This window comes from Planotetraspora kaengkrachanensis (assembly GCF_016862895.1).
In the GTDB taxonomy this organism is placed as follows: Bacteria; Actinomycetota; Actinomycetes; order Streptosporangiales; family Streptosporangiaceae; genus Planotetraspora; species Planotetraspora kaengkrachanensis.
In genome coordinates this window covers 253,917-278,640 of the sequence record NZ_BONV01000005.1, presented here as the reverse complement: position 1 = coordinate 278,640, position 24,724 = coordinate 253,917, and the positions used below count along the sequence as shown (strand labels likewise).

General features: G+C 70.1%; 25 protein-coding genes. 16 read left to right on the top strand and 9 right to left on the bottom strand.

The window, feature by feature from the left end:
* The first annotated feature begins 48 nt into the window (after positions 1–48).
* From Pka01_RS09585 to Pka01_RS09575, 3 genes are read left to right on the top strand one after another with little or no spacing between them, the layout of a single operon-like run.
* Positions 49–1,554, top strand: a complete 1,506-nt coding sequence (locus Pka01_RS09585; RefSeq protein WP_203882273.1) for an Nramp family divalent metal transporter — start codon at positions 49–51, stop codon at positions 1,552–1,554.
* Positions 1,554–2,093 (top strand): hypothetical protein, encoded by a 540-nt coding sequence (locus Pka01_RS09580; protein ID WP_203882272.1) that lies wholly within the window; start codon positions 1,554–1,556, stop codon positions 2,091–2,093. Before Pka01_RS09585 ends, Pka01_RS09580 begins: the two co-directional genes overlap by 1 nt.
* Positions 2,090–3,076 carry a TerC family protein gene (locus Pka01_RS09575; protein WP_203882271.1) on the top strand — a complete coding sequence of 329 codons (987 nt, stop codon included), beginning with the start codon at positions 2,090–2,092 and terminating at the stop codon, positions 3,074–3,076. The genes Pka01_RS09580 and Pka01_RS09575 overlap by 4 nt, the downstream gene beginning before the upstream one ends.
* Before the next feature lie 56 nt (positions 3,077–3,132).
* On the opposite strand, the gene Pka01_RS09570 is transcribed toward Pka01_RS09575, so the two are convergent.
* The 3 genes from Pka01_RS09570 to Pka01_RS09560 all read right to left on the bottom strand — a co-directional run bounded on the left by Pka01_RS09570 (position 3,133) and on the right by Pka01_RS09560 (position 5,779).
* Positions 3,133–3,315 (bottom strand): hypothetical protein, encoded by a 183-nt coding sequence (locus Pka01_RS09570; RefSeq protein ID WP_203882270.1) that lies wholly within the window; start codon positions 3,313–3,315, stop codon positions 3,133–3,135.
* 396 nt (positions 3,316–3,711) lie between these two features.
* A complete protein-coding gene (locus tag Pka01_RS09565) occupies positions 3,712–4,449 on the bottom strand; it encodes a GntR family transcriptional regulator (protein WP_203882345.1) in 738 nt (245 codons plus the stop codon).
* A gap of 121 nt (positions 4,450–4,570) precedes the next feature.
* Complete coding sequence (locus tag Pka01_RS09560; RefSeq protein WP_203882269.1) at positions 4,571–5,779, bottom strand: MFS transporter; 1,209 nt, start codon at positions 5,777–5,779, stop codon at positions 4,571–4,573.
* Between the two features lie 192 nt (positions 5,780–5,971).
* Here Pka01_RS09560 and sucC point away from each other — a divergent pair, with 192 nt between their 5' ends.
* The 10 genes from sucC (at position 5,972) to Pka01_RS09510 (ending at position 16,059) form a co-directional block, all read left to right on the top strand.
* Positions 5,972–7,129: an ADP-forming succinate--CoA ligase subunit beta gene (sucC, locus tag Pka01_RS09555; protein WP_203882268.1), complete on the top strand. Its 1,158-nt coding sequence runs from the start codon at positions 5,972–5,974 to the stop codon at positions 7,127–7,129.
* Between the two features lie 76 nt (positions 7,130–7,205).
* Positions 7,206–8,090: a succinate--CoA ligase subunit alpha gene (sucD, locus tag Pka01_RS09550; RefSeq protein WP_203882267.1), complete on the top strand. Its 885-nt coding sequence runs from the start codon at positions 7,206–7,208 to the stop codon at positions 8,088–8,090.
* Positions 8,091–8,179: 89 nt separating this feature from the next.
* On the top strand, positions 8,180–8,965 hold the full coding sequence (locus Pka01_RS09545) for a hydroxypyruvate isomerase family protein (protein ID WP_203882266.1): 786 nt from the start codon (positions 8,180–8,182) through the stop codon (positions 8,963–8,965).
* On the top strand, positions 8,962–9,831 hold the full coding sequence (locus tag Pka01_RS09540; RefSeq protein WP_203882265.1) for a 2-hydroxy-3-oxopropionate reductase: 870 nt from the start codon (positions 8,962–8,964) through the stop codon (positions 9,829–9,831). The genes Pka01_RS09545 and Pka01_RS09540 overlap by 4 nt, the downstream gene beginning before the upstream one ends.
* 64 nt (positions 9,832–9,895) lie before the next feature.
* On the top strand, positions 9,896–11,620 hold the full coding sequence (gcl, locus tag Pka01_RS09535; protein WP_203882264.1) for a glyoxylate carboligase: 1,725 nt from the start codon (positions 9,896–9,898) through the stop codon (positions 11,618–11,620).
* Positions 11,621–11,631: 11 nt separating this feature from the next.
* Complete coding sequence (locus Pka01_RS09530; RefSeq protein ID WP_203882263.1) at positions 11,632–13,170, top strand: aldehyde dehydrogenase family protein; 1,539 nt, start codon at positions 11,632–11,634, stop codon at positions 13,168–13,170.
* A gap of 133 nt (positions 13,171–13,303) precedes the next feature.
* The gene (locus Pka01_RS09525) at positions 13,304–14,536 is read left to right on the top strand and encodes a glycerate kinase (RefSeq protein WP_203882262.1); all 1,233 of its coding nucleotides are present in this window, start codon (positions 13,304–13,306) and stop codon (positions 14,534–14,536) included.
* Between the two features lie 454 nt (positions 14,537–14,990).
* On the top strand, positions 14,991–15,368 hold the full coding sequence (locus Pka01_RS09520; RefSeq protein WP_203882261.1) for a DUF2089 domain-containing protein: 378 nt from the start codon (positions 14,991–14,993) through the stop codon (positions 15,366–15,368).
* Entirely contained in the window at positions 15,368–15,625 is a 258-nt protein-coding gene (locus tag Pka01_RS09515; RefSeq protein ID WP_203882260.1) for a hypothetical protein, read from the top strand. Before Pka01_RS09520 ends, Pka01_RS09515 begins: the two co-directional genes overlap by 1 nt.
* Before the next feature lie 11 nt (positions 15,626–15,636).
* Positions 15,637–16,059: an SHOCT-like domain-containing protein gene (locus tag Pka01_RS09510; protein WP_203882259.1), complete on the top strand. Its 423-nt coding sequence runs from the start codon at positions 15,637–15,639 to the stop codon at positions 16,057–16,059.
* A 175-nt stretch (positions 16,060–16,234) separates the two neighbouring features.
* On the opposite strand, the gene Pka01_RS09505 is transcribed toward Pka01_RS09510, so the two are convergent.
* From Pka01_RS09505 to Pka01_RS09485, 5 genes are all read right to left on the bottom strand, one after another.
* Positions 16,235–17,179, bottom strand: coding sequence for a hypothetical protein (locus tag Pka01_RS09505; RefSeq protein ID WP_203882258.1), 945 nt, complete (start codon positions 17,177–17,179; stop codon positions 16,235–16,237).
* Positions 17,180–17,277: 98 nt separating this feature from the next.
* Entirely contained in the window at positions 17,278–18,069 is a 792-nt protein-coding gene (locus Pka01_RS09500; protein WP_203882257.1) for an ABC transporter permease, read from the bottom strand.
* On the bottom strand, positions 18,066–19,052 hold the full coding sequence (locus Pka01_RS09495) for an ATP-binding cassette domain-containing protein (protein WP_203882256.1): 987 nt from the start codon (positions 19,050–19,052) through the stop codon (positions 18,066–18,068). Before Pka01_RS09495 ends, Pka01_RS09500 begins: the two co-directional genes overlap by 4 nt.
* A gap of 99 nt (positions 19,053–19,151) precedes the next feature.
* Positions 19,152–19,988 (bottom strand): DUF4097 family beta strand repeat-containing protein, encoded by an 837-nt coding sequence (locus Pka01_RS09490; RefSeq protein WP_203882255.1) that lies wholly within the window; start codon positions 19,986–19,988, stop codon positions 19,152–19,154.
* A gap of 74 nt (positions 19,989–20,062) precedes the next feature.
* On the bottom strand, positions 20,063–20,596 hold the full coding sequence (locus Pka01_RS09485) for a hypothetical protein (RefSeq protein ID WP_203882254.1): 534 nt from the start codon (positions 20,594–20,596) through the stop codon (positions 20,063–20,065).
* A gap of 595 nt (positions 20,597–21,191) precedes the next feature.
* Between Pka01_RS09485 and Pka01_RS09480 the strand changes: the two genes are divergently transcribed.
* Both Pka01_RS09480 and Pka01_RS09475 read left to right on the top strand, forming a co-directional pair.
* Complete coding sequence (locus Pka01_RS09480; protein WP_203882253.1) at positions 21,192–22,244, top strand: NAD(P)/FAD-dependent oxidoreductase; 1,053 nt, start codon at positions 21,192–21,194, stop codon at positions 22,242–22,244.
* Between the two features lie 268 nt (positions 22,245–22,512).
* On the top strand, positions 22,513–23,034 hold the full coding sequence (locus tag Pka01_RS09475; protein ID WP_203882252.1) for a pyridoxamine 5'-phosphate oxidase family protein: 522 nt from the start codon (positions 22,513–22,515) through the stop codon (positions 23,032–23,034).
* A 93-nt stretch (positions 23,035–23,127) separates the two neighbouring features.
* Here Pka01_RS09475 and Pka01_RS09470 read toward each other — a convergent pair whose 3' ends face one another.
* Positions 23,128–23,709: a TetR/AcrR family transcriptional regulator C-terminal domain-containing protein gene (locus Pka01_RS09470; RefSeq protein ID WP_203882251.1), complete on the bottom strand. Its 582-nt coding sequence runs from the start codon at positions 23,707–23,709 to the stop codon at positions 23,128–23,130.
* 132 nt (positions 23,710–23,841) lie between these two features.
* On the opposite strand from Pka01_RS09470, the gene Pka01_RS09465 reads away from it, so the two are divergent.
* On the top strand, positions 23,842–24,696 hold the full coding sequence (locus Pka01_RS09465) for an alpha/beta fold hydrolase (protein WP_203882250.1): 855 nt from the start codon (positions 23,842–23,844) through the stop codon (positions 24,694–24,696).
* Positions 24,697–24,724: the final 28 nt, after the last annotated feature.

Here is a 24,724-nt window from a genome sequence, read left to right as displayed (position 1 = left end):
GGCGTTCGAGGCTGCCTTAGAAGTGATCAACTCCCCAGGAGGATTTAGGTGGAGACATCCAAAACACCGGCTACCCCAGGACCCGGCCAGGCCGGCGTCTCGCCGGTGCAGGACGAACGAGTATGGAAAGCGGGCCGGCTGGAGCCGATGCCCATCCGGTCATTACCCGACGCGCCTCCCTCGGTGCACATCCTCGGCCCGACCGTCTTCCTGGTCGCGCTGGGCGTGGGCATGGGCGAGTCCTACATGTGGCCCCGGCTGGTTCTGCTCTTCGGGCCGGAGATCCGCTGGCTCTTCCTCATCGGCGTCACCCTCCAGGCCGTCGTCATGCTGGAGATGGCCCGATACGCGATGGCGACGGGGGAGAGCATCTTCTTCGGCGCCGCGCGCGTCTTCAAGCCGCTCATGTGGTTCTTCTTCGCGGTGGCGATCCTCGTGTACATCTGGCCGGGGCACCTGTCAGCGGGCGCCGCGGCCTTCGAGAAGATCACCGGAATACCCTGGGTGGTAACGGCCTGCGTGGGCCTGGTCCTGGTCGGCATCGTGTTCAGCCTGGCCAAGGTGATCTACAACCTGCTCGAGAACGTGTTGTCGATCCTCATCGGCGTCCTGGTAATCGGCACCGCGATCATCGCGGCCATGGTGGGCAGCTGGTCGGACCTGTCGAGCACCATCACCGGCATGTTCGCCTTCGGCTACCTTCCGGACGAGGCGCTGTCGCCGACGTGGTTCCCCGTCATCGTCGGCTCCATCGCCTTCGCCGGCCCCTCCGGAATGCAGCAGATGTGGTACACCCTGCACCTGCGCGACTCCGGGGCCGGCATGGGCGCGCACATCCCGAAGATCCGCGGGTTGCGGCACGCCGGTGAAGAGGAGGCCATGCCCTCGCGTGGCTTCATGTTCGACACCGACAACCCCGAGGAGATGCGCAAGTGGAAGGGCTGGCGGCGCTGGGTCACCTTCGACGCCTTCCTGCTCTTCTGGGGCATCACGATGCTGGTGACGGTCTCGTTCACCGTGCTCGCCCAGGCGGCGTCACGGCAGAACTCGAATGTCAAGGAACTGATCCTCGCCGGTGACAGGGAGGCGTCGCTCAACGCGATGTCCGACTCCTTCGCCTCCGCCGGCAGTTCGGTGCTCGGCGCCGTCTTCCTCGGCTTCATCGCGCTGATCGGCCTCAACGCCACGCTGGGCCTGTTCGACTCCTTCTCCCGAGGGCAGGCGGACATGAGCTACCACTTCGTGCCCGGCGCCAAGAAGTTCGGCATCTCCAAGCTCTACGCCGCCTTCCTGTGGGGCGTGATCATCTTCGGCATCTGCATCCTGTTGTGGGGACCCGCGGACGGCCCCGGAGCGATCCTCGACACGCTCGCGTTCCTGTCGACGTTCGCGATGGGCGCCTACTGCGTCACCCTCCTGCTGGTGAACAACCGGATGTTGCCCAAGCCGATCCGGCCCAAGCTGTACACGAACCTGATCATCGGGTTCGGCGCGGTGTTCTACCTCGGGATGCTGTTCTACAGCCTCTTCAAGTACGGCGTGGTGCTCGACTGATGAATCGCGCCCGATTGCAAGCAGAGGTCGCCCTGCCCGGACTGGTCATCGGGCTCCTCGGGGGCGCCATGGCCGGCGGGCTGACCCTGGTCGCGGGGCACTCCGCGACCTGGGCGCTGGTCTCCGCGCTGTCACTGGCCATTCCTCTCGGCCTGCTCGGGGCGGGGTACGGCATGCTGCTCGGCCGGAACCTGTTCCAGCCGGGAGTGTTCGCGCCCGCAGGCGTCTACTGGCTGGTCGGCTTCCCGCTGGGCCGGCTCGTCCAGGAGGCGGTCACGAGCCAGGTCGTCTTCGGCCAGGTCATGTTGTCCGACGATCTGCCGGCCTTCCTGGCCTTCCAGGCCGTCGTCAGCCTCGGCTTCGCGATCGGCTTCGTGTGGCTGCACGAGCGCCTGGCTCCGCAGTGGTTCATGCGCGTCGCGGACGGCAATCCGGTCGCGAACGAACTGCTCGGCCGGTATGTGGCGCACGCGGAGGCCCTCTGGCGGGCGCGGGAGCAGAGGCGGGCGTTCAGGCGCCGTGAGAAAGGAGCACGATGAACCTGCCTGTGTGGGTATGGCTGGTCACGGTCGGCGGCTTCCTGTCCGTGTTCGCCGTCGACTTCTACCTCATCTCACGCAACCCGCGGCAGCCGTCGTTCCGTGAATGTGTGTGGTGGGTGTCGTTCTACGTCCTGCTCGCGGTGATCTTCGGCCTGGGCATGGTGTTCCTCGCCGGCCCGACACACGGCGGGGAGTTCTTCGCCGGCTGGATCACCGAATACTCCCTCAGCGTCGACAACCTGTTCGTGTTCCTGATCATCATGAGCCGCTTCTCCGTGCCCCAGCGGTACCGGCAGAAGGTGCTCATGACGGGAATCGTGCTGGCACTCGTCATGAGGGGCGCCTTCATCGCGGTGGGGGCGGAGGCGATCACGCGGTTCGACTGGCTCTTCTACATCTTCGGAGCCTTCCTCGCGTACACCGCCTACAAGCTCATCACGGAGAAGGAAGAGGAGGCCGACTTCTCGGAGAACCTCGCCCTCCGCACGGTCAAGCGGCTCGTGCCGTCCACCGACGCCTACCACGGCGCCGCGATGACGACGCGGATCGACGGGCGCAGGCTCGTCACGCCGATGCTGATCGTGATGGTGGCGATCGGGACGTCCGATCTCCTGTTCGCCCTGGACTCCATCCCGGCCATCTTCGGCCTGACGAAGGAGCCCTACATCGTGTTCACGGCCAACGTCTTCGCCCTGATGGGCCTGCGCCAGCTCTTCTTCCTCGTGGGAGGCCTGCTGGAGCGACTGGTCTATCTCAACAAGGGCCTGGCGGTGGTCCTCGCCTTCATCGGCGTCAAGCTCGTGATGGAGGCCCTCCACCACGACGGCGTCTCGTGGGCGCCCGAGGTGCCCATCGTGGCCTCCCTCGGCGTCATCATCGGCACGCTGGCCATCACCACGGTCGCCAGCCTGCTGAAGTCGCGAAGCGACCGCCGCAAGGAGGTCGAGTTGGAACGGGATCAGGTGTCCGTGGACTCCTGACGCCCGGCCCGCGCCCATGGGCGGGAGCTCTCCTCGGGGGAGACTCCCGCCCATGGTCATCGGGAGGCGTCGATCCTGCGGTCGCCGGCCCAGGCCTCGAGGTAGCGCTCGACGTCGTCGGCGGAGCCCTGCCTGCGCATCGCCGCCGCCAGTCCGGCGCCGATCATCCGGCCGTCCGCGGGATGCCCCACGGGCTCCTCGAGCAATGCGCGGAATCTGCGCAGAAGCGTCTTCTTCATTTTTCTGCCTTTCCTTCATGGATTCGGCCTGATGCCCCGGATGCCGTCCGGTCTTCAGGCTCACGGCTCTGACCTCGGTCGACTCAGAACGGCCGGCTCCGCGAGGTGCTGTTTCCGTTCCATTGACAATCATCTACCCGAGGTGTTTCAACCAAACGGAGTGCTCGTGAATTCCATGTCAATTCTGAAACTTCACGGCGACGCCCGGGGATCCCGCCGGATCTGGTATGCCAATTTTCACGGGCACGCGAACGACGGCCATCCGGTTGATCTCGACGTGAAATCGGCTCTATTGCGCCGGTCCGCCCACCCCGTGGGTCAAATGATTCGCCTGGCACGTTTCTGGGAAACGTGCCAGGCGGTAAATCCGCTTTCAGCGGGACTTTCTGTGGTCTTTCACTTGGGGGAACGCGGCCGGCGGCGCCTCGTGGGCTCCGGCGCCGCCTCGATCGGCTCCGCCTCGCGCTGCTCCAGGTAGGAGCTGCGCGTGTGCTCGGTGTGCTTGCGCATGATCTCGGCCGCGCGGTCCTCGTCGGCTGCGGCGATGGCGTCGACCAGTTCGGTGTGCTCGCGCCAGGAGTCGCGGCCCCGCTTGCGCGCGACCGGTGTGTGGTACCACCGGACCCGCCGCGAGACCTGGGAGGCGAGCTCGGCCAGCACCTTGTTGCCGGACAGCTCGGTGATCGCCGCGTGCAGCTCGGAGTTGATCGCGACCGACGCGTCGACGTCGTCGGCCTCCACGGCGGCCAGCCCACGGGCGCACAGCGCACGCAGCCGCTGCACGCCGTCGGGCGTCGAGTGACGGGCCGCGAGCTTGGCCGACTCGGTCTCCAGCAGCGTGCGCACGGCGAGGAGCTGGTCCGCCTCCTCCACCGTCGGCGCGTGGACGAAGGCGCCGTGCCCGGGGTGCAGGTCGACCCAGCCCTCACCGCTGAGCAGCTGCAGCGCCTCCCGGATCGGCTGTCGTGAGACGCCGAGCAGGCCGGCGAGCTCGCTTTCCGCCAGGTGCTGCCCGGGCTTGAGATGGCCCGTGAGGATCAGTTCGAGGAGCGCCTCGAATACGCTCTCCCGCAGCGGTACGGGCCGCGCGATCTTGGGAGCGGCTCCCTGGCTCGCCAATTCCGTCCGCAACATGTCCATCCACTCCAGAATGACGCGACAGGCGGCGGCCGAATGCCGCGAATATCCCGTCGCTGTTTCTCGTAGACCGCCTACAGCATACAGTTGAACGCTTGCCAACCGTCTGTGAAGCCAATCACATGCCCGCCGGCAACGTCGCCGGGCATCCCGGCCGCCGCAGCCGATGGCTCACCACCAGTGACAGCACGGCCGCCATCGCCATTCCCACGAAGACCGTCGCCTGGCTCCCGGACGTGAGCGCCACGTAGGCGAGCCCGACGCCGAGGACGCCCGCCACGGCCTTGGTGCTGTAGACCACCCCGTGGATCTCCGCCGTCCGCTCGTGCCCGAAGAACTCGCGCACCAGGCTCGCGATGAGCGGGTAGAAGGCGCCGCCGCCGAGCCCGGCGAGGACCGCCCCCACGAAGATCAGGCCGGTGGAGCCCGGTGACGTCCCCGCGGCGAACAGCGGCTGTCCCGCGGCCAGCAGCGCGAGCACGGCGCTGAGCACGCGCCTGCGGCCGAACCGCTCGGAGGCGAGCATCGCGCAGGCCCGGCCGGCCCCGTTGAGGGCGATCAGAAGGGTCAGCGCGATCCACGATCCCGGCGCCTCGAGCGTGGCCACCACGACGACGTCGAAGATGGAGACCGCACCGGCCAGGACGAGGATCGCCACCAGGCTGGACAGCGCGCCCGTCCGCAGCGCCTGGCCCGTCGAGAACTCCCGCAGCGCCGGGGGAGTCCTGCGCAGCACCAGGCTGTCGAGCGCGTGGTCGCGCGGGTCGACGTGGGACGGCCACCAGCGCGGCGGCGGCAGCCGTACGAACCGGGCGGCGAAGCCGATCACGGCGACCGCCACGACGCCGGAGACCGCGAACGCGACGTCGAGATGCGCGGGGCCCGCGCCGGCGACCACGGCGAGGGGCGCGGCGCCGTAGGCGAACGCGCCGGTGGCGAACGCGACGTGGGTGCCCGGGCGCTCCGGGAACCACCGGGCGACGACCTCGGTGCACACGCCGTAGACCAGCCCGGCGCCCGCTCCGCCGAGCAGCGCGTATCCGGCGACGATCGTCGCCGTCCCGTCGGCGAGGGCGAGGGTGAACAGGGCCGTGCCGCTCAGCGCCGCGCCGGCGCCGAGCGCCGCGCGCGCCCCGAGCCGGCCGTCGCGCACCAGGTACGCCGTGGGGAAGGCGACGACGGCCTGGCAGACGATCCAGGCGGCGAGGGGGGCGAGCACTCCGGTGACGGAACGGCCCCCGGGACCGAGCAGGCCCGGCACGGCGGCCGCGTAGCCGTACTGGAGGGGCGCGATCGCGATCATGGCGGCCCAGGGCAGCCAGAGCATCCATGACCTCGATCGATTGATGAGATCGCGTGGCGATGCGCCGACGAGATAGGCGCGTCCCTGCCAGTCTCGGACGACCTGTGGTTTCTCCATACTGTATGGAATATCCCGGAAGTCGACGCCTGTCGAGACCCTAGACCGACGCGATTCCATACGGTATACAGTCTACGAGCCCTCTAAAGGAGACCCCCCATGGACCTGTACGAGTACCAGGCCAAGGAGTTGTTCGCCCGGCACGGGATCACGGTTCCCCCCGGCCAGGTCGCGGCCACCCCCCAGGAGGCGCGCGCGATCGCGGCCGAGATGAGGGCCCCGGTGGTGATCAAGGCCCAGGTGAAGACGGGCGGGCGAGGAAAGGCCGGCGGAGTGCGGCTCGCGCCAGGCCCCTCGGCCGCTGAGGACGAGGCCCGGCGGATCCTTGGAATGGACATCAAGGGACACACCGCTCACCGCGTGCTCGTCGAGAAGGCCACCGGCGGCTTCGAGGAGTACTACGCGGCCTACCTCGTCGACCGGGCCAACCGCACACTGCTGGCCATGGTGTCCAGCGAGGGCGGGATGGACATCGAGGAGGTAGCGGCGACCAAGCCCGAGGCGCTGGCCAGGATCCCGATCGACGCCACGATCGGCGTCGACCTCGAGACCGCCCGCCTGCTGGCCGCCCGCGCCGGTCTGCCCGAGGACGTCCTTGACGCGGTGGCCGCCACGCTCGTCCGCCTGTGGGAGGTCCTGGTCGAGGAGGACGCCGTGCTGGTCGAGGTCAACCCGCTCGCCTGCACCTCGGACGGAACGGTCCTCGCCCTCGACGGGAAGATCACCCTCGACGGCAACGCCGCGTTCCGCCACGACCACGCGGCCCTCGCCGACGGCTCCGACGACGGCGGGCTCGAGGCCAGAGCCCGCGCCAAGCACCTCAACTACGTGAAGCTCGCGGGCCAGGTCGGGGTCATCGGCAACGGAGCCGGGCTGGTCATGAGCACGCTCGACGTCGTCGCCTATGCGGGCGAGCGGTTCGACGGCGTACGGCCGGCCAACTTCCTCGACATCGGGGGCGGGGCCTCGGCCCAGGTGATGGCCGACGGACTGGAGATCATCCTGTCCGACCCCGACGTGCGGGCCGTGCTGGTCAACGTCTTCGGCGGGATCACGGCCTGCGACGCCGTCGCCAACGGCATCGTCAAGGCGCTGGAGGTCCTCGGAGAGGCGCGGTGCCCGATCGTCGTGCGCCTCGACGGCAACAACGCCGAAGCCGGGCGAAAGATCCTCAGCGACGCGGCTCATCCGATGGTCCGCGTGGTCACCACCATGGACGGCGCCGCCGAGCTCGTCGCGGAGCTGGCCGCCGCGTGAGCTCCGTCGGGAGCGCCGAAGGAAACGCCGGCAGCGGCCCCCGTACGACCCGGGTGCGCCGCGGAGAGGAGCAGCGATGGCGATCTTCTTGACCAAGGACAGCAAAGTGCTCATCCAGGGCATGACCGGCGCGGAGGGCACCCGCCACACCGCCCGCATGCTCGCCGCGGGGACCGACGTCGTGGCCGGGGTGACCCCCGGCAAGGGCGGTCAGTCGGCCGACTTCGGGCAGCGCTGGGTGCCCGTCTTCGGCACGGTCGCCGAGGCGATGGCCGAGACCGGCGCCGACGTGTCGGTCGTCTTCGTGCCGCCGAAGTTCGCCAGGGGCGCCGTCGAGGAGGCGATCGACGCCGGGATCCAGCTGTGCGTGGTGATCACCGAGGGCGTTCCCGTCCACGACACGCTGCGCTTCTGGGCACGCGCTCAGGCGTCGGGGCGGACCAGGATCATCGGGCCGAACTGCCCGGGCCTGATCAGCCCCGGCCAGTCCAGCGCGGGCATCATCCCTGCCGACATCACCTCCGCCGGTCGTATAGGCCTGGTGTCCAAGTCGGGGACGCTGACGTACCAGCTCATGTACGAGCTGCGGGACATCGGCTTCTCGACGGCGGTGGGCATCGGTGGCGACCCGGTCATCGGGACGACGCACATCGACGCGTTGCAGGCGTTCCAGGACGACCCGGGTACCGACGCGATCGTGATGATCGGTGAGATCGGCGGCGACGCCGAGGAGCGGGCGGCGGCCTACATCGAGCAGCACGTGACCAAGCCGGTCGTGGCCTACGTGGCGGGGTTCACCGCTCCGGAGGGCAAGACCATGGGCCACGCGGGCGCGATCGTGTCCGGCTCGGCCGGTACGGCCCAGGCCAAGAAGGAAGCCCTGGAGAAGGTCGGCGTCCGCGTCGGTAAGACCCCCAGCGAGACCGCCCGCCTCATGCGAGACACCATCCGGACCCGCTGAGGCGCGTCCTGTCCCTGATCGGCCGGCCGCGCCGAGGGTCGGACCCCCCGATCGCGATCGACCGGCATCGTGACGTTCCTGGAGGCATCGTGAAGTTCGACGTCAACCTCTCCATCCTCTTCACCGAGCTGCCGCTCCTGGAACGTCCGGCCGCCGCGGCCAAGGCGGGGTTCGACGCGGTGGAGCTGTGGTGGCCCTTCGACCGCCCGGATCCCGGGGAGCGTGAACTCGACCGGCTGCGGCGCGCGATCGAGGACGCCGGGGTGCGGCTGGTCGGGCTGAACTTCGACGCCGGCGACATGGCCGCGGGAGACCGGGGCCTGCTGTCGCGGCCGGACGGGTCGGCGCGGTTCCGCGCGAACATCGACGTCGCGGTCGGCCTGGCCGGCGCGCTGGGCTGCCGCGTCCTCAACGCGCTCTACGGCAACCGCATACCGGGCGAGCCCGACCGGGCGCACCGCGACCTGGCCCTGTCCAACCTCTCGCTGGCGGCGCAGGCCGCGGCGGAGGTCGGCGCCACGGTGGTCGTCGAGGCCATCAACACGCACGAGAACCCGCACTATCCGATCGAGTCGTCCGCCGGCGCGTTCGAGGTGATCGACGAGGTGGGCGCAACCAACGTCGCCTTCCTGGCCGACCTGTACCACCTGCACCGCATGGGCGAGGACGTGATCGCCCTCATCGACACGCACTCCGCACGGTTCGGCCACGTGCAGATCGCCGACGACCCCGGGCGGGGTCAGCCGGGCACCGGCGCCATGCCGTACAAGCAGATCTTCGAGCGGCTGGGGGCCGTGGGATACCGCGGCCACGTCGGCCTGGAGTACCGGCCCGTCGGCGCGAGCGCCGAGAGCTTCGCATGGAGGAACGGATGAACATCGCATTCATCGGGCTCGGGATCATGGGCAGCCCGATGGCGGCCCACCTGGTGCGAGCCGGTTACACGGTCGTCGGGTACGACGTCAGCGAGGAACGGCTGGCCGCGCTCGCCGCGATCGGCGGGCAGACGGCCGCGAACGTCGCAGAGGCGGTCGCGGGCGCCCACGTCGCGATCACGATGTTGCCCGACTCCCCCCAGGTGGAGGAGGTCGCCTTCGGCGAGGACGGCCTGCTCGCGCATGCCAAGCCCGGGCTGCTCTACATCGACGCGAGCACGATCAGGCCGGAGACCTCCCGCCGGGTCGCGCGGGAGGCCGCCGACAGGGGCGTCGGCGTGCTCGACGCGCCCGTCAGCGGTGGTGAGCGCGGCGCCGTCGACGGCACATTGTCGATCATGGTGGGCGGCCGGGCCGAGGACTTCCAGGCGGCCAGGGAGATCCTCGGCCACCTCGGCACGACCATCGTCCACGTCGGACCCCACGGCGCCGGGCAGACGGTCAAGGCGGCCAACCAGCTCGTGGTCGGCGGCATCTACGGCCTGGTGGCCGAGGCGATCGTGCTGCTCGAGGCCTCAGGGGTGGACCCCGGCCCCGGCATGGACGTGCTCGCCGGAGGCCTGGCCGGCTCCCGGATCCTCGACCTCAAGCGCCAGAGCATGATCAAGCGGGAGTTCGCTCCCGGCTTCCGCATCGACCTCCACCACAAGGACATGGGCATCGCGGTCGCCGCCGCGCGCGAGGCGGGGGTGTCCCTGCCGCTCACCGGCATGGTCGCCCAGCTCGTCGCCGCGGCGAAGGCCCAGGGTCACGGGTCGCTCGACCATTCCGCACTGCTCAAGGTGATCGAAAGGATCAACTCGTGAACGAGCGCAGCGTGACAACCGACACGCGCCCCACGACCTCGCGCACGCTCTCGGAGGAGGCCAGGTGAAGCGCATCCCCTGCATGGAGGCGGTCGTCGCCGTCATGGAGTCCGAAGGCGTCGACACCGTCTTCGGCATCCCCGGAGCGGCCATCCTGCCGCTCTACGCCGCGCTCCAGCACAGCTCGATCCGGCACGTCACGGTCCGGCACGAGGAGGGCGGCACGCACGCGGCCGACGGCTGGTCCCGGGTCACCGGCAACGTCGGCGTCTGCATCGGCACGTCGGGCCCGGCCGGCACGAACATGATCACCGGGCTGTACACCGCGCTGGCCGACTCGATCCCGATGATCTGCATCACCGGCCAGGCGATGAAGAGCAAGCTGCACCAGGAGTCGTTCCAGGCCGTCGACATCGTGGAGATCGCCAAGCCGGTCACCAAGTGGGCCGTGCAGCTCAAGGAGCCCGCGCAGGCGCCCTGGGTCTTCCGCGAGGCCTTCCGCATCGCGCGATCCGGCCGTCCGGGGCCCGTCCTCATCGACCTGCCGATCGACGTGCAGCGCGGCACCTGCCTCTACGACCCCGAGCTCGACGGCCCGTTCCCCGTCGACGTGCCGGAGCCGCGGGCCGAGGCCGTCCGGGCGGCCATCGACCTGCTGATGGAGGCCCAGCGGCCGCTGATCCTCGCCGGCGGCGGCGTCGTCATCGGAGACGCGTCGGCCGAGTTGCGCGCGCTGGCCGAGCACCTGCAGGTCCCGGTCCAGGTCACGCTCATGGGCAAGGGCGCCTTCCCCGAAGACCATCCCCTGTTCGCGGGCATGGCGGGAATCCAGACCCAGACGCGCTGGGGGAACGCGGCGTTCCTGGAAAGCGACCTGGTCCTGGCGGTCGGCGCCAGGTTCGGCGACCGGCACACCGGTGACCTGGACGTCTACCGCAAGGGCCGCACCTTCATCCACGCCGACATCGAGCCCACCCAGATCGGGAAGGTCTTCGAACCCCACCTCGGCCTGGTCGGCCACGCGCGGCCGACGCTGGCCGCCCTCACCGAGGAGGCCCGCCGCCACACGGCGCAGAAGAAGCCGGGCCGCTGGGTGAAGAAGGTCGAGAAGCTGCGCACCACGCTGCCGCGGCGCGACGACTTCGAGGACGTCCCGATCAAGCCGCCCCGCGTCTTCAAAGAGATCAACGAGTTCTTCGGCCAGGACACGACGTTCGTCACCGCCATCGGCCTCTACCAGATCTGGTCGGGGCAATTCCAGAAGACCTTCCTTCCCCGCCGTTACCTCGTGTGCGGGCAGGCCGGGCCGTTGGGCTGGGAGGTGCCGGCCGCGATGGGCGTCAAGTGCGCCTACCCGAACCGGCAGGTCGTGGCCGTCGTCGGCGACTACTCCTTCCAGTTCCTGATGGAGGAGGTCGCGGTCGCGGCGCAGTACCGCATCCCGTTCGTGATCGTGATGATCAACAACGAGTATCTCGGGCTGATCCGGCAGGCCGAGCTGCCGTACGACATGAACTACGCGGTCGACCTGCACTACGGCGAAGGCGGGATCGACCACGTGAAGGTCATGGACGCCTTCGGCTGCCCCGCGCGCCGCGTCGAGCGGCCCGGCGACATCCGCGACGCCCTCGCCTGGGCCACCGCCGAGGCCGAGCGCGCGCAGCTGCCCGTGCTCGTCGAGGTGATGGTCGAACGCGAGGCCAACGCCGCCATGGGGCAGTCGCTCGACGCGATCAAGGAGTTCGAACCGCTTCCGGAGCTCGCCCTCGCCATCGACTGGTCCGACTGAGGAGAACGCGCATGCCACTCCTGCTCAAGCCCGGCACCGCCTGGACCGACGCCTACAGCCGATGCCGTACGGCGGCGCCGGAAGCCTTCCACGACGACAGGGTGCTCAACCACTGGGCCGGGATGTGGCAGCGTGACGGCCGCCCGTCGCCGGCGGCGTCGCCCGTCGACGGCACCACCATCGCCGGCCCGCCGCGTCTCGACCGGTCGACCGCCTCGCGGGCGGTGCGGGCGAGCCTCGACGAGCACCAGCGCTGGCGGCACGTGCCGCTGGCCGACCGCAAGGCCCGGGTCTCCGCCACGCTCGACGCGATGACCGAACATCGGGAACTGCTGGCCCTGCTGCTGGTATGGGAGATCGGCAAGCCCTGGAAGCTCGCCCTCGCCGACGTCGACCGGTGCATCGAAGGAGTGCGCTGGTACGTCGGAGAGGCCGACTCCATGGTCGCGGGACGCGCCCCGCTGCCCGGGCCGGTCAGCAACATCGCGAGCTGGAACTACCCGCTGAGCGTGCTGATGCACGCAATGCTCGTGCAGACCCTCGCCGGCAACGCCGCGATCGCGAAGACCCCCACGGACGGCGGCCTCGCGTGTCTCACCCTCGCCTGCGCGCTGGCCGTGGGCGAGGGACTGCCGATCACCCTGGTGAGCGGCGGCGGCGCCGAGCTTTCCCCGGCGCTGGTCCGCAGTCAGGAACTCGGATGCGTGTCCTTCGTCGGCGGGCGCGACGCCGGCGCCAAGGTCGCGACGTCGCTGGCCGACCTCGGCAGGCGGCACATCCTCGAGCAGGAGGGCCTCAACTGCTGGGGGATCTGGGAGTACAGCGACTGGGACCTGCTGGCGAGCCAGATCCGCAAGACCTTCGACTACGGCAAGCAGCGGTGCACCGCCTACCCGCGCTTCATCGTCCAGCGCGCGTTGTTCCACGACTTCCTGGCGGCCTACCTCCCGGCTGTCCGATCGGTCCGGTTCGGCCACCCGCTCGCGGTGGAGTCGGCGGACGACGCGCTGCCGGAGCTCGACTTCGGCCCGCTCATCAACAACACCAAGGTGAAGGAGCTGGCCGACCAGGTCGACGAGGCGATCACGAAGGGCGGCGTGCCGCTCTACCGGGGGTCGCTGGCCGACGGCCGGTTCCTTCCCGGCCAGGACACCTCCGCGTACCTGGCGCCCGTGGCGATCCTGGCCCCGCCGGGCTCCTCGCCGCTTCGCCACGCGGAGCCGTTCGGGCCGGTGGACACCATCGTGGTGGTCGACACCGAGGCCGAACTGCTGGCCGCGATGAACGCCAGTAACGGCGCGCTGGTGGCGACCATCTCCTGCGACGACGAGGAGACGGCGACGCGGGTCGCCTCGGAGGTGCGGGCCTTCAAGGTGGGGATCAACGCGCCCCGCTCGCGGGGAGACCGAGAGGAGTTGTTCGGCGGTCTCGGCGCCTCGTGGCGCGGCGCGTTCGTCGGAGGGGAACTGCTGGTCCGGGCGGTGACGCTCGGGCCCGAGGGCGAACGCCTGCCGGGCAACTTCCCCGGCTACACCGGCCTGCCTCACTAGAAAGTGTCCTCGCGGGGAGCGTTCCTCCTCGCTCCCGCGGGACGTCGCCCCGCCGGGATCCCGGTGCGCACACATCAGGATCCCGGCGGGATGATGGACGGCGTCGTCGCCGCCGAGCCGCGAAAAGGGGATCATGAAGGGTCACGTCGTCATCGCGCCGGACAAGTTCAGGGGGTCGCTGACCTCGCCCGAGGTGGTCGCCCATGTGGCGGCGGGACTGGGACGGGTGCCGGTGGTGGGCCTGCCGGTGGCCGACGGCGGCGAGGGGACCGTGGACGCCGTGGTGGCCTCCGGCTTCACCCGGGTCGAGGTCGAGGTGACCGGCCCGACCGGCGACCCGGTCGTGGCGTCGTACGCCGTGCGCGACGAGCCGCAGGACTCGGCGCCGGCGCAACCGGCCGCTGAACGCGCCGCCTCCCCGCGGCCCGCGGGCAGGGTGGCGGTCGTCGAGCTCGCGGAGGCCTCGGGACTGCGGAGGCTGCCCGGTGCGCCCGCCCCGCTCACCGCGACCAGTTTCGGGACCGGGGAGCTCATCGCCCACGCCGTACGGCACGGCGCGACCCGGATCGTCCTCGGGCTGGGCGGCAGCGCCTGCACCGACGGGGGAGCCGGCCTGGTCCAGGCGCTGGGAGTGCGCCTGCTCGACCAGGACGGGGAGGAGTTGCCGTTCGGCGGGGCCGCGCTGCGGCGGCTCGACCGGATCGACGCGTCGGCGCTCGCCCAGCCGGCCGCGGGCGGAACCGGCGTCGGCGGAGTCGAGTTCGTCGTCGCGAGCGACGTGGACAACCCGCTGCTCGGGCCGAACGGCGCGGCCGCCGTCTACGGCCCGCAGAAGGGGGCCGCACCGCGGGATGTGGCGGTCCTGGAGCAGGGGCTGGCCAGGCTGGCCGCGGTCGCGGTGCACACGCACGGTCTCGTGGGATCGATCGAGCACGACGGCGTGGTGCGGAGCATGGGGGTCGCCGGCCGTCCGGGGGCCGGGGCGGCAGGGGGAGTGGGCTTCGCCGCGCTCGCCTTCCTGGGGGCGGAGATCCGGCCCGGGATCGGATACCTCCTCGAGTTGCTGGACTTCGACCGGCACGTCGAAGGTGCCCGTCTGGTCGTCACGGGGGAGGGCTCGATCGACGAGCAGTCGCTGCGCGGCAAGGCCCCCGTGGGCGTCGCGGCGGCGGCGGCCAAGCACGGCGTGCCCGTCGTGGCCGTCTGCGGGCGCAGGTCGATCGGCGACGCCGAGCTCCGGTCGGCGGGGATCGGTGCGGCCTACGCCCTGACCGACATCGAGCCCGACGTCAAGCGGTGCATCGACGAGGCGGGACCGCTTCTCGAACGCGTCGCGCGCACGATCGCCGCCACCCATCTGGCGTGAGGAGCCGGACGAGTAAGTCCTGAGCCGTTCGGGCCGCCTCCTGGGAATCCGGCTTCGGCAAGCGCCTTCGTGCCGCCGTGCGGTCGAACGAGGCGTACGGCTGGTGCGCTCCGCATACAGCGACCGCCCACCTCGCACCGGCGAGTAGCGGCTCAAGCGATTCGCCGGCCCATCGAGCCGGTCATCGACGCCCGCAAGGGCCTGCTCGACGTCGAAGTCCGCGGCGGACGCATCCCGGCCGGGCCTCGCCGTCCGCGGCATCGTGTCCTCGCCCTGACCGCCGCGATCTGGCACCAGCGCGCGACCGGCCAACCCGTCACCCGATCCCTGATCGCCCGCGCCCACGGCCGGAAGGGTGGTCGGCGGGCCGGCAAGAACCCGATTGGCGTGCCATTTAAAGAAAATCAAGATCAACTTCTTGAAAATTGAAAGTTCGGCGGGTACAACTTTAGATATGACAGATCAGGCGATGGACTGGCAGGAGCTCACGAACCTGACCCGGGGTCGGCCGTTCGTCGTCGAGCGGGTGCGCCTGGCAGGCGGCGGCGTCGCGATCGAGGGCGAGTTCGAACTACCGCAACTGGCTCAGCTCAACGTCGAGGACCAGGTCTTCGTCACGGCGTTCGTGCGGTGCCACGGTTCCATCAAGGAGATGGAGCGGATCTTCGGGGTGAGCTACCCGACGATCAAATCGCGACTGAACCGGATCACGCAGATGCTCGAGTTCGTCGAGACCGATCCGGCGCCGTCGCGGGCCGACGTCATCGATCGGTTGCGCCGCGGCGAGATCACCGCACAGCAGGCGCTGTCCGAATTGGAGGGCAGGACGTGATGCCGCAGCTGGTGACCGTGAGGGTTAAGCGCCCGGACGGTCGTCCCATCCGGATCTGGGTCCCGGTGCTCCCCGTGGTGGTCGTGTTCTCACCGGTCGCGGTCCTGGCCGTAGTGGGGGTGGCCGTTGCCTGCCTCCTGTACCGCGTCAGTGTGGTGCGGGCACTCGGCACCGGCTGGCGCATCGTCTCCGCGTCGCCCGGCACCCGGGTCGACATCGAGCAGGGCCGTACGGCTGTGCTCGTAACCATCCGATGAGAGAGGTTCCGATGAACGAACAGCGCAAGGACATCCTCGACATGCTGGCCGAGGGCAAGATCACCCCAGAGGAGGCGGAGCAGCTCATCTCCGCGCTCGAGCGGGACCAGCCGCCGGCGGCGTCGAGCCTCGACACCCGGCCGAAGGGCAAGGCGAAGTACCTGCGGGTGGAGGTGGACGCCCTCGAGAACGACGAGCCGACACGGGTCAACGTGCGGGTGCCGCTGCAGCTCCTGCGGGCCGGCGTACGGCTGGCGGCCCTGATCCCGCCGCAGGCACTGGTCAAGGCCAACGCCGAACTGAACAAGGCGGGCGTGCCGTTCGACCTGACGCAGCTCAAGCCCGAACACCTCGAGGCGCTCGTGGAGCACCTCGACGAGATGACCGTGGAGGTCGACCAGCTCGATGCCAAAGTGCGTGTCTACTGCGAGTAGGCGCCGTCCGGTTGGACGGACCCCCGGGAGGGTGCTGGAACACCCTCCCGAGGCCGCGTCCGCTACAGCAGAGCACGGTTGAACTGCCGACCCGAAAGTCTAGCCGCGCACCGGCGCGCAGCGGAGGGGCCACTCGGACGAGTGGCCCCTCCTTCCGCTCAAGCGCCCACAGTGGTCACTGCAAGTCCGCGGGCCTGAGCTGGTCCCTGCCTTCGGTCCTCGCCAGCCATGCGGCGACGGTCAGCACCGCGGCCGAGAGCACGGTCAGCGTCGTCAGCCGGGCCGGATCCCCGAGCCACGGCGGCGGAAAGCACGCGCACAGGAGTGGCAGCAGGGTGACGATCGCGCGACGTCCGACGGGCGAGCGCAGCGTCTTCACAGCGGCCGTGGTGACGACCAGAACCGGCACGAGAACGGGGAGGGGACTCCCTGAGCCGCTCGAGATCTGCAGGCCGGCGACAGTGGTGGCGAACACGGCGACCGACCAGCCCAGCAGCCGCCGGCCGTACAGGGAGGCCGGCCCGGGCGAGCGGTCACTCAGGGGCGGCGGTCCTGGCGAGGGCGCGAAGGTCAGCATGGCGGCGCACATCCCGGCGCGCAGCACGCCCATCCCGACGTCGGCGGCCGTCCAGGACGTGCCGTACTCGGCGAACATGTCCGCGTGCTGCTTGAGCGCCATCAACCCGGTGAACAAGGTCCAGGCCCAGGCGCAGGCCACGGCGGCCGTTCTGCGCCTGAGGCAGACCAGCAACACGATCAGGCCGTACGGCAGCGCGTACGGGAGCGTTTGCAGTGCGGCGTCGAAACTGTGCCGCCAGGCGTATCCCGCGGGCCGGATCAGGGTGGCGAGGAAGAGCGCGGCCGGTGCGACGAGCGCCGCGACGCCGACGGCGTCATGCCAGTGCCGGCGCGAGCTCGGCGAGACGGCCGCGGCCGCACGGCCCAGCCTGATCGACAGGCCTCCCCGCATCAGGTCGGACATCTCGCGGAGGGTCGGCCGCTCCTGCCCGGGGGTCGCCCCCGCGAGCAGGACCGTGATCATCTCCGCCTCGTGCCGGGTGCGGTGCTCCTTCGGATACCACGCCATCAGCTTCCTGTAACGCCGCTCGAGCGTGGTCACGTGAGCTCCCGTGTCAATCGGATCATGTGATCGATATATACCGATAGATTGACTATCGGGCAAGCCGTAGCCGGCGAAGATTTCGGATCTCGGGTGTTTCAGCGGTTGGCGTCGCGGTTGAACGTGGTCCGCGCCCACACATAGCCGACCAGGCTGAGCCCGGCGCACCAGGCCAGGGCGATGATCGCGCTGTCGCCGACCGGGGTGCCGAGCAGCAGGCCCCGCAGCGTCTCGATGATCGGCGTGAAGGGCTGGTACTCCGCGAACCAGCGCATCCCGGTGGGCATGGACTCCGTGGGGACGATGGCGCTGCCGATGAAGGGGAGGAACTGCAGCGGAAGGGGGATGTTGCTGGCGGACTCGGGACTCTTGGCCACCAGCCCGATTCCCGCCGCCAGCCAGGTGAGCGCCACGGTGAGCAGCGTGAGGACGCCGACGGCGGCGACCCACTCGAGGAAGGTGGCGGTGGGCCTGAACCCCATGAGCAGCGCGACGCCGATGACGAGCACGATGCTGGCCATCGTCTGGATCACACTGCCGACCACATGCCCGGTCAGGAAGGACGCCCGGGAGATCGCCATTGTGCGGAACCGGTTGACGATGCCCTCGGTCATGTCGACGCAGACGCTGACCGCGGTGACCAGGGCGCCGGCGGTCGCGGTCAACAGGATCATCCCGGGGGTGATGTAGTCGATGTACTTCCCGCCTCCGGCGGACATGCCGCTGATTCCGGCGGTCAGGGCACCGCCGAAGACGTAGTTGAACAGAAGAAGGATCACGACGGGCGTCGCGGCGACCGACAACGTGAGCCCCGGGTAGCGCTGGGCGTGCTTCAGGTTGCGCCGCAACATCGTCATGGAGTCGCCGACGGCGTAGGACAGGCTGGTCATCGGGTGCTCTCCTTCGGGGAGCCGGCGTCGTCGCCGGAACGGGACCTGCCGGTCAGGGTGAGGAACACGTCGTCGAGATCGGGCGTGTGCACCGTGAGCGCCTCCGCCTTGATCGACGCGCGGTCGAGGGTGTCGAGGACGGAGCGCAGGGCGGGGACGCCGCCGTCGCCGGGGACGTTCAAGGTGAGCGCCTCGTCGTCGCGGGTCACGGAGCCGAACAGGGCGGCGGCTGATTCGAGTGCGTCGGCGTCGGCGAACTGGAGGCGGATGTGGCCGCCGGGGATGCGGCGCTTCAGCTCTTCCGGCGTGCCTTCCGCTACCAGCTTTCCGTGGTCGAGGACGGCGATGCGGTCGGCCAATTGGTCGGCCTCGTCCAGGTACTGCGTCGTCAGGAAGATCGTGACACCGTCGGCGGCGAGCCCCCGGATGATCTGCCACATGGTTCGCCGGCTGCGCGGGTCGAGCCCGGTGGTCGGCTCGTCGAGGAAGATGATGCGCGGATCGCCCATCAGCGTCATCGCGAGGTCGAGCTTGCGCCGCATGCCGCCGGAGAGGGTGGACACGGGCTTGGCGGCCGCCTCCGTCAGTTCGAAGCGGTCCAGCAGGCCGGCGGCGCGACGGCGGCCTTCGGCGCGGTTCAGATGGTTGAGGTCCGCCATGAGGATCATGTTCTCCTGGGCGGTGAGCAGGCCGTCCACCGCCGAGAACTGGCCGGTCACGCCGATCGCGGCGCGCACGGCCCCGGGCTCGCGGGTCAGGTCGTGCCCCGCGACGTACGCCGTGCCCGCGTCGGCGGAGATGAGGGTGGACAGGATCTGCACGGTGGTCGTCTTGCCCGCGCCGTTGGGCCCGAGCAGGGCGAAGATCGAGCCTTCGGGGATGCGCAGGTCGATGCCGGCGAGCACCACCTTGTCACCGAAGGACTTGGACAACCCGGTGGTGGTGATCGCCGATGCGACGGCGGTCGCCGTGGATGGAGTCATGGAGATCGCGTGCCTTTCTGCGTGGGCGGGTCAGAGCGTGCTGCTGCGCCGGTGGGGTTCGGTGACGTTCGGGTCGGGAGCGCTCTGCGGTGGGTGCGATCAGGAGCGGCGGATCACGATGTCGCCGAGCCCCGTGCGGGCGCGGATCTCGACGGTCTCGTCGGACGCCTCGGGCCCTTCGGAGGGGCCGAGAGAGTTGCGCACCCGGCCGATGCGGGTGTTCACGTCGAGCCAGGCGGCGGTGGACTCACGGATGCCGACCTCGACGTCGCCGAGCGCGGTCTGCAGCATGACCCGGCCGCGTGCCACCTCGCCGACCCGGATGCCCCCGCTGGCGGCCCTGACCTCGACTCCGGCGCGCGCGACGCCGACGTTGACCCGGCCGTTGGACGAGGTGGCCTCCAACTCGCCCGCGACCTCGCCGACCGTGGTCTCGCCGTTGGAGTTCTTGAGCGTCGCTCTGCCGCCGATGCCGCCGACGTCGATCCTGCCCACCCCGGCGATCTCGGCGTCGCCCGCCACGCGGTCGACGCGGACCTCTCCGTGGTCGGTCTTCAGGTGTGCGGTCTTCGCCTGGTCGACCTGGATGTCGCCGACCGCGGTCTTGATCCTGCAATCGCCGAGACGACCGTCGCAGACGAAGTCGGCCAAAGCGGCGGTGCCCCGCACGTCCGAGCCCGCGGGCACCTCGACACTGATGTCGAGCGAGCCGCTCATGCCGAACAGTGAGCGCTTCCTCGGCCCCTTGACCAGCAGGGTGCCTCCCGAGCAGGTGACCTTGGTCTGCTGCGCGGCCCGCACGTCGTCGTCGTTGGCGCCGTCGGTCGGCAGCACCTCGACGACCGTGTCGGTGCGGTCGCCGGCCACGATCCGGGCGGATCCGATATCGAACTCGAGGATGACGGAGATCGGTTCGGGGGTGTCGAAAATGGGCATGGCGGTGCCGTCCTCATGACTGTGGTGTGCGTTCCCGCTGGTGGAGCGGGTGGATGACTAGTGGCGGGTACCGGTCAGCGGACCCAGCCTGTGTAGCTCTGGTGACCTCTGCGGTTCCGCCCGGCCGGAGGAGCGCCCTCACCGGGCTCCAGCGCGGTGGCGACGGCCCGCACCAGCCAGGCGTTGACCGAGAGCCCTTCCTGTCCTGCGGCGTCTTCGACGCGGGCCTTGAGATGAGCGGGGAGGCGGAAGTTGATCCGGGCGGCCGTGCCGTCGTCGCCGTCCGCGGGAGCGGGAGGGACGATGGGCCGCGCACTGACAGGCGCGCCGTCGTACTCTCCGGATCTCATGTGCGGCTCCTGCGACGGCGGCTGCGTCACCACGAACTCGGGGTCGAGACCGCGCAGCCGTACGTCGACCGAGCCCGGCGCCAGATCACGGGTCACCTGGTCCATGGCGGCGGTCAGGGCGCCGAGCAGCGTGAGCCGGACGGCGGACTCCAGAGGTGCGGTGAGCCGCTCGGCCAGGGCGCGGGCGTCGTCGCCGCCCGCCGCCGCGGCGACCGCGAGCTCGTGCCGGAGGTTGTCGACGTAGGGCGTGAGGTCCATGACGTCATGATGACACACCGATGGCGTCATTGATAGCCCTCAATGGCGCCATCATGACACCACCATGGCACCATCCCTTGCGCGTGATCATGCACGGATTCGGTGGAGGCCCTGCCGGCCTGGGCATTCCCGGTTCGTGATCATGCGCAAGTTCGTTGAATGATGCCCGGGCCTGGGAAGACGCCTCTGGTGATCATGCACGCTCGCCAGGCGGCCTGTTCGCCGTACGAGGGGCCTGTCGCAGGCCGGTGATCGATGGGCGGGTATCGGCGACGAGTGCCTGCATGATCATGAACTCGAAGAGCGCAGGTCGGCGAGGGGTGGCGCGAGTCCATGCATGATCACGGGACGGATACGCGCACGTCGGCAGGCCCTTCTCCGAATCCGAGCATGATCACGCCAAGGGGAGGGGGAGGTCGGCGAGGGGTGGCGCGAGTCCGTGCATGATCACGGGACGGATACGCGCAGGTCGCCGAGCCCTTCTCCGAATCCGTGCATGATCACGCCAAGGGGGGAGTTGCTGAGGTGGCAACAAATTTTGTCAGGGGGGTTCGTGAGGGCCGAGCATTTCGGCTGACGAACGGAGGTACCACTCATGACCCCAGAAGAAAACGCCCCCCGCACCGGTACGCCACGGCGCCATGACGTCGTGGTCGTCGGCGGGGGAGCAGCCGGCCTCAGCGGGGCCCTGACCCTGGCGCGGGCACGTCGCTCGGTGCTGGTGATCGACGACGGGCGGCCGCGCAACGCGCCCGCCGCCCAGGTGCACGGCTACCTGTCGCGCGACGGGATGCCGCCCGCGCAACTGCTCGCGTCCGGCCGCGCCGAGGTGATCGGCTACGGCGGTGAGATCGTGACGGGCCGCGTGGCGACGGCTGAACGCCGGGACGCCGGAGGCTTCCTCCTCACGCTCGAAGACGGATCCAGGGTGGCGGCGGACCGGCTGCTGGTGACCACCGGCCTGGTCGACGAGCTGCCCGACGTGCCGGGGCTCGCGGAGCTGTGGGGACGCGACGTGCTCCACTGCCCGTACTGCCACGGCTGGGAGGTGCGCGACCAGCCGATCGGCGTCCTCGGCACCGGTCCGCTGGCGGTGCACCAGGCGCTGTTGTGGCGGCAGTGGAGCGAGGACGTGACCCTCTTCCTGCACACGGCGCCCACCCCGACCGAGGACGAACGGGAGCAACTGGCCGCCCGCGGCATCGCGGTGGTGGACGGACCGGTGACCGGGCTGGAAGCCGCGGACGGCAGGCTCGCCGGCGTACGGCTGGCGGACGGCAGGGTGGTCCCCCGCAGCGCCCTGGCGACGACCCCGCGTTTCACCGCCAGAGCCGAGATCCTCGGCGGGCTGGGGCTCAAGCCGACCGACCAGGAGGCAGGCGGTCATGTGATCGGCAGTTACATCGCCGCCGATCCCTCAGGGGCGACCGACGTGCCCGGGGTGTGGGTGGCGGGCAACGTGGCCAACCTGATGGAGCAGGTCGTCGGCGCCGCCGCCGCGGGCGTGCGGGCCGCCGCGGCGATCAACGCCGACCTGGTCGCCGAGGACACGCGCCGGGCCGTGGCCACCCGCAGGTCGCCCTTCTCCGCGGCGATGGAACGCGAGGTCAGCGCGATCGTGCTGGGCGACCGCCGGCACGGCTTCTAAGGTCCCGCCCGTCAGAAACCGGATGCCTCAAGCGCCGCGCAAGACCGCATCCTCCCGTCCGCGCGAAACCGGATGCCTCCCGGACCGCGCAAGACCGCATCCTCCCGTCCGCGCGAAACCGGATGCGGTCGCGCCGCCCCTGCAGTCCACCCTTCGGTGACTCCGAAGTCCTCCGCACGGATACCGGAACATGTCGAGAACGCGCGGGCGGCTCCGTCCAACTCATGAACGCGCCGAGTGGGCGTGTCAACCGACGAGGGAGATGGACATGGATCGCCGAGACGTCGCCGAGGTGCTGGCCAAGCCGATATCGCGAAAGTTGCTGGGGTCGTCGATCCCCGCGCGGCTGGCCTACGTCGGCGTCGACGGTGCGCCGCGGGCGATTCCGATCGGGTTTTGGTGGACCGGCGAGCAGGTGGTCATGGCCACCGTGCCGAAATCGGCGAAGGTTCGGGCGCTGCGGCGGAATCCGAGGGTGGCCCTCACCATCGACACCCAGGACGAGTGGCCGCCACGGGTGCTGCTGATCCGTGGCGCGGCACGGGTCGAGTTGGTTGACGGGGTGCCGGATTCGTACGTCGAAGCGTCCAGGAAGGTGGTCCCGGCCGAGCACTTCGCGGGCTGGGAGCAGGGGGTGCGGTCCCTGTACGACCAGATGGTCCTCATCACCGTTGAGCCGGACTGGGCGAAGCTGCTGGACTTCGAAACCACCATCCCTAGAGCCGTCGAGGACCTGATGGTGGAACGCCGAGTCGCCGGACGGCGCACGGTCGGCGATCAGCATGGGTAGGCCGCCGCGGCGAACTGCCGCGCAGCCGCTGCCAGGACCACCGGCGAAGCGGAGCGGCACCACCTGATCGCTCAGGCGGCCAGGCTCGACAAGTCACGCGCCGCGTCCGGATCCGGCTGGTCCGGGCTGATCTCGCAGGGATCCCCGGACGCCCGAGATGATCAGTTCGAGGCCGTCGCCGAAGGCGCGGTCGCGTTGCTCTCGGGACCGGGCACCGGCGACGTCTTCCCGGGCCTGTTCCTCGATCGTGTAGCCGTTGACGTAGGCCACGACGGTGTCGACGGCGACGAGGGCACCGTCGGCGGGGAGGCCGGCGGTGACCAGGACGCCGACCAGGCCGTGGAAGCCGGCGACGGCGTCGCCGCCCGGATGGTGGAAGGTGGACATGAGCCGCGCGCCGTCGAGATGGGCCAGCCTGACCTCGCGCATGCCCATCGCGACGTCGCGCAGCCGCTCGTCCCAGGGGCGGTCGGGAGCAGGCGGGCCGGCCGGTGGAGTGGCGAGGTGCGCGACCATCGCGTCAAGCAGGGCCTGCTTGCTGGGGTAGTGCCGGTACAGCGCGCCCGCGCGGACCCCCAGCCTGCTCGCCAGCACCCGCATGGTCAGACCGTCCAGGCCGACCTCGTCGAGCAACTCGATCGCCGCCTGAAGGACCTGGGCCTGCCGCTCTCCCACTGGACCCTCCTGGACGGGTTGACAGTCCGGCTCCGCCTACGTGAACAATGTACACGTGAACGTTGTTCACGTGCGGCGATATGAGTGGTCGACGAGGTCGCCGCATCGGTCACGTAGATGGAGGCGATGCGGGTGCCCGGATACGTCACAGGTCAGGTTCGCTCCGCTGACGGCACGACGGTCGGCTACCGTCAGGTCGGCCACGGCCCCGGCCTGATCTTCCTGCACGGCGGGATGCTGGCGGCGCAGCACCTGATGGAACTCGCAGGGGCGCTCTCGGCCGAGTTCACCGTCCATGTGCCCGACCGGCGAGGACGCGGGCTCAGCGGACCTCACGGTGACGACTTCGGCGTCGTGCGTGAGGTCGAAGACCTGCAGGCCCTCGTCGCGGCGACCGGTGCCACCCGGGTCTTCGGCCTGAGTTCGGGTGCGCTCGTCGCGCTGCGCGCGGCCCTCGTCACCCCCGCGATCGACCGGCTGGCCCTCTACGAGCCGCCGTTGTCCCTCGACGGCTCGGTGCCGCTGGAGTGGGTGCCGCGCTACGACCGTGAGATCGCCACGGGCAGGATCGGCTCTGCGCTGGTCACGGCGATGAAGGGGCTGGGGGCCGAGCCGGTGTTCGGTCGTGTCCCGCGGTTCGTGCTCGTGCCCCTCATGGCGATCGGCTCGCGCCTCCAGCGGGACCTTCCAGAGGATGACGTCCCCATCGCAGAACTGATCCCCACGCAACACTACGACGTGCGCATCATCACAGAAGTGGCCGACACCGTCGAGGAATACGCGACGCTGCCGGCGCGCGTGCTGCTGCTCGGCGGAACGCGGAGCCCCGCTTACTTCGACGGCGCCCTGAAGCGACTCGCCGCCGTGTTGCCGCAGGCGAGGAGCATCACCCTGCCGGGCGTCGGACACTCGGCGCCGGACGACGACCCCCTCGTCGTGGCCCGGCCGCTGCGTGATTTCTTCGGTTCCCCGGCGGGCGCCTGGTGATCGGAGTCCCCCTTCGCCGACACTTCCC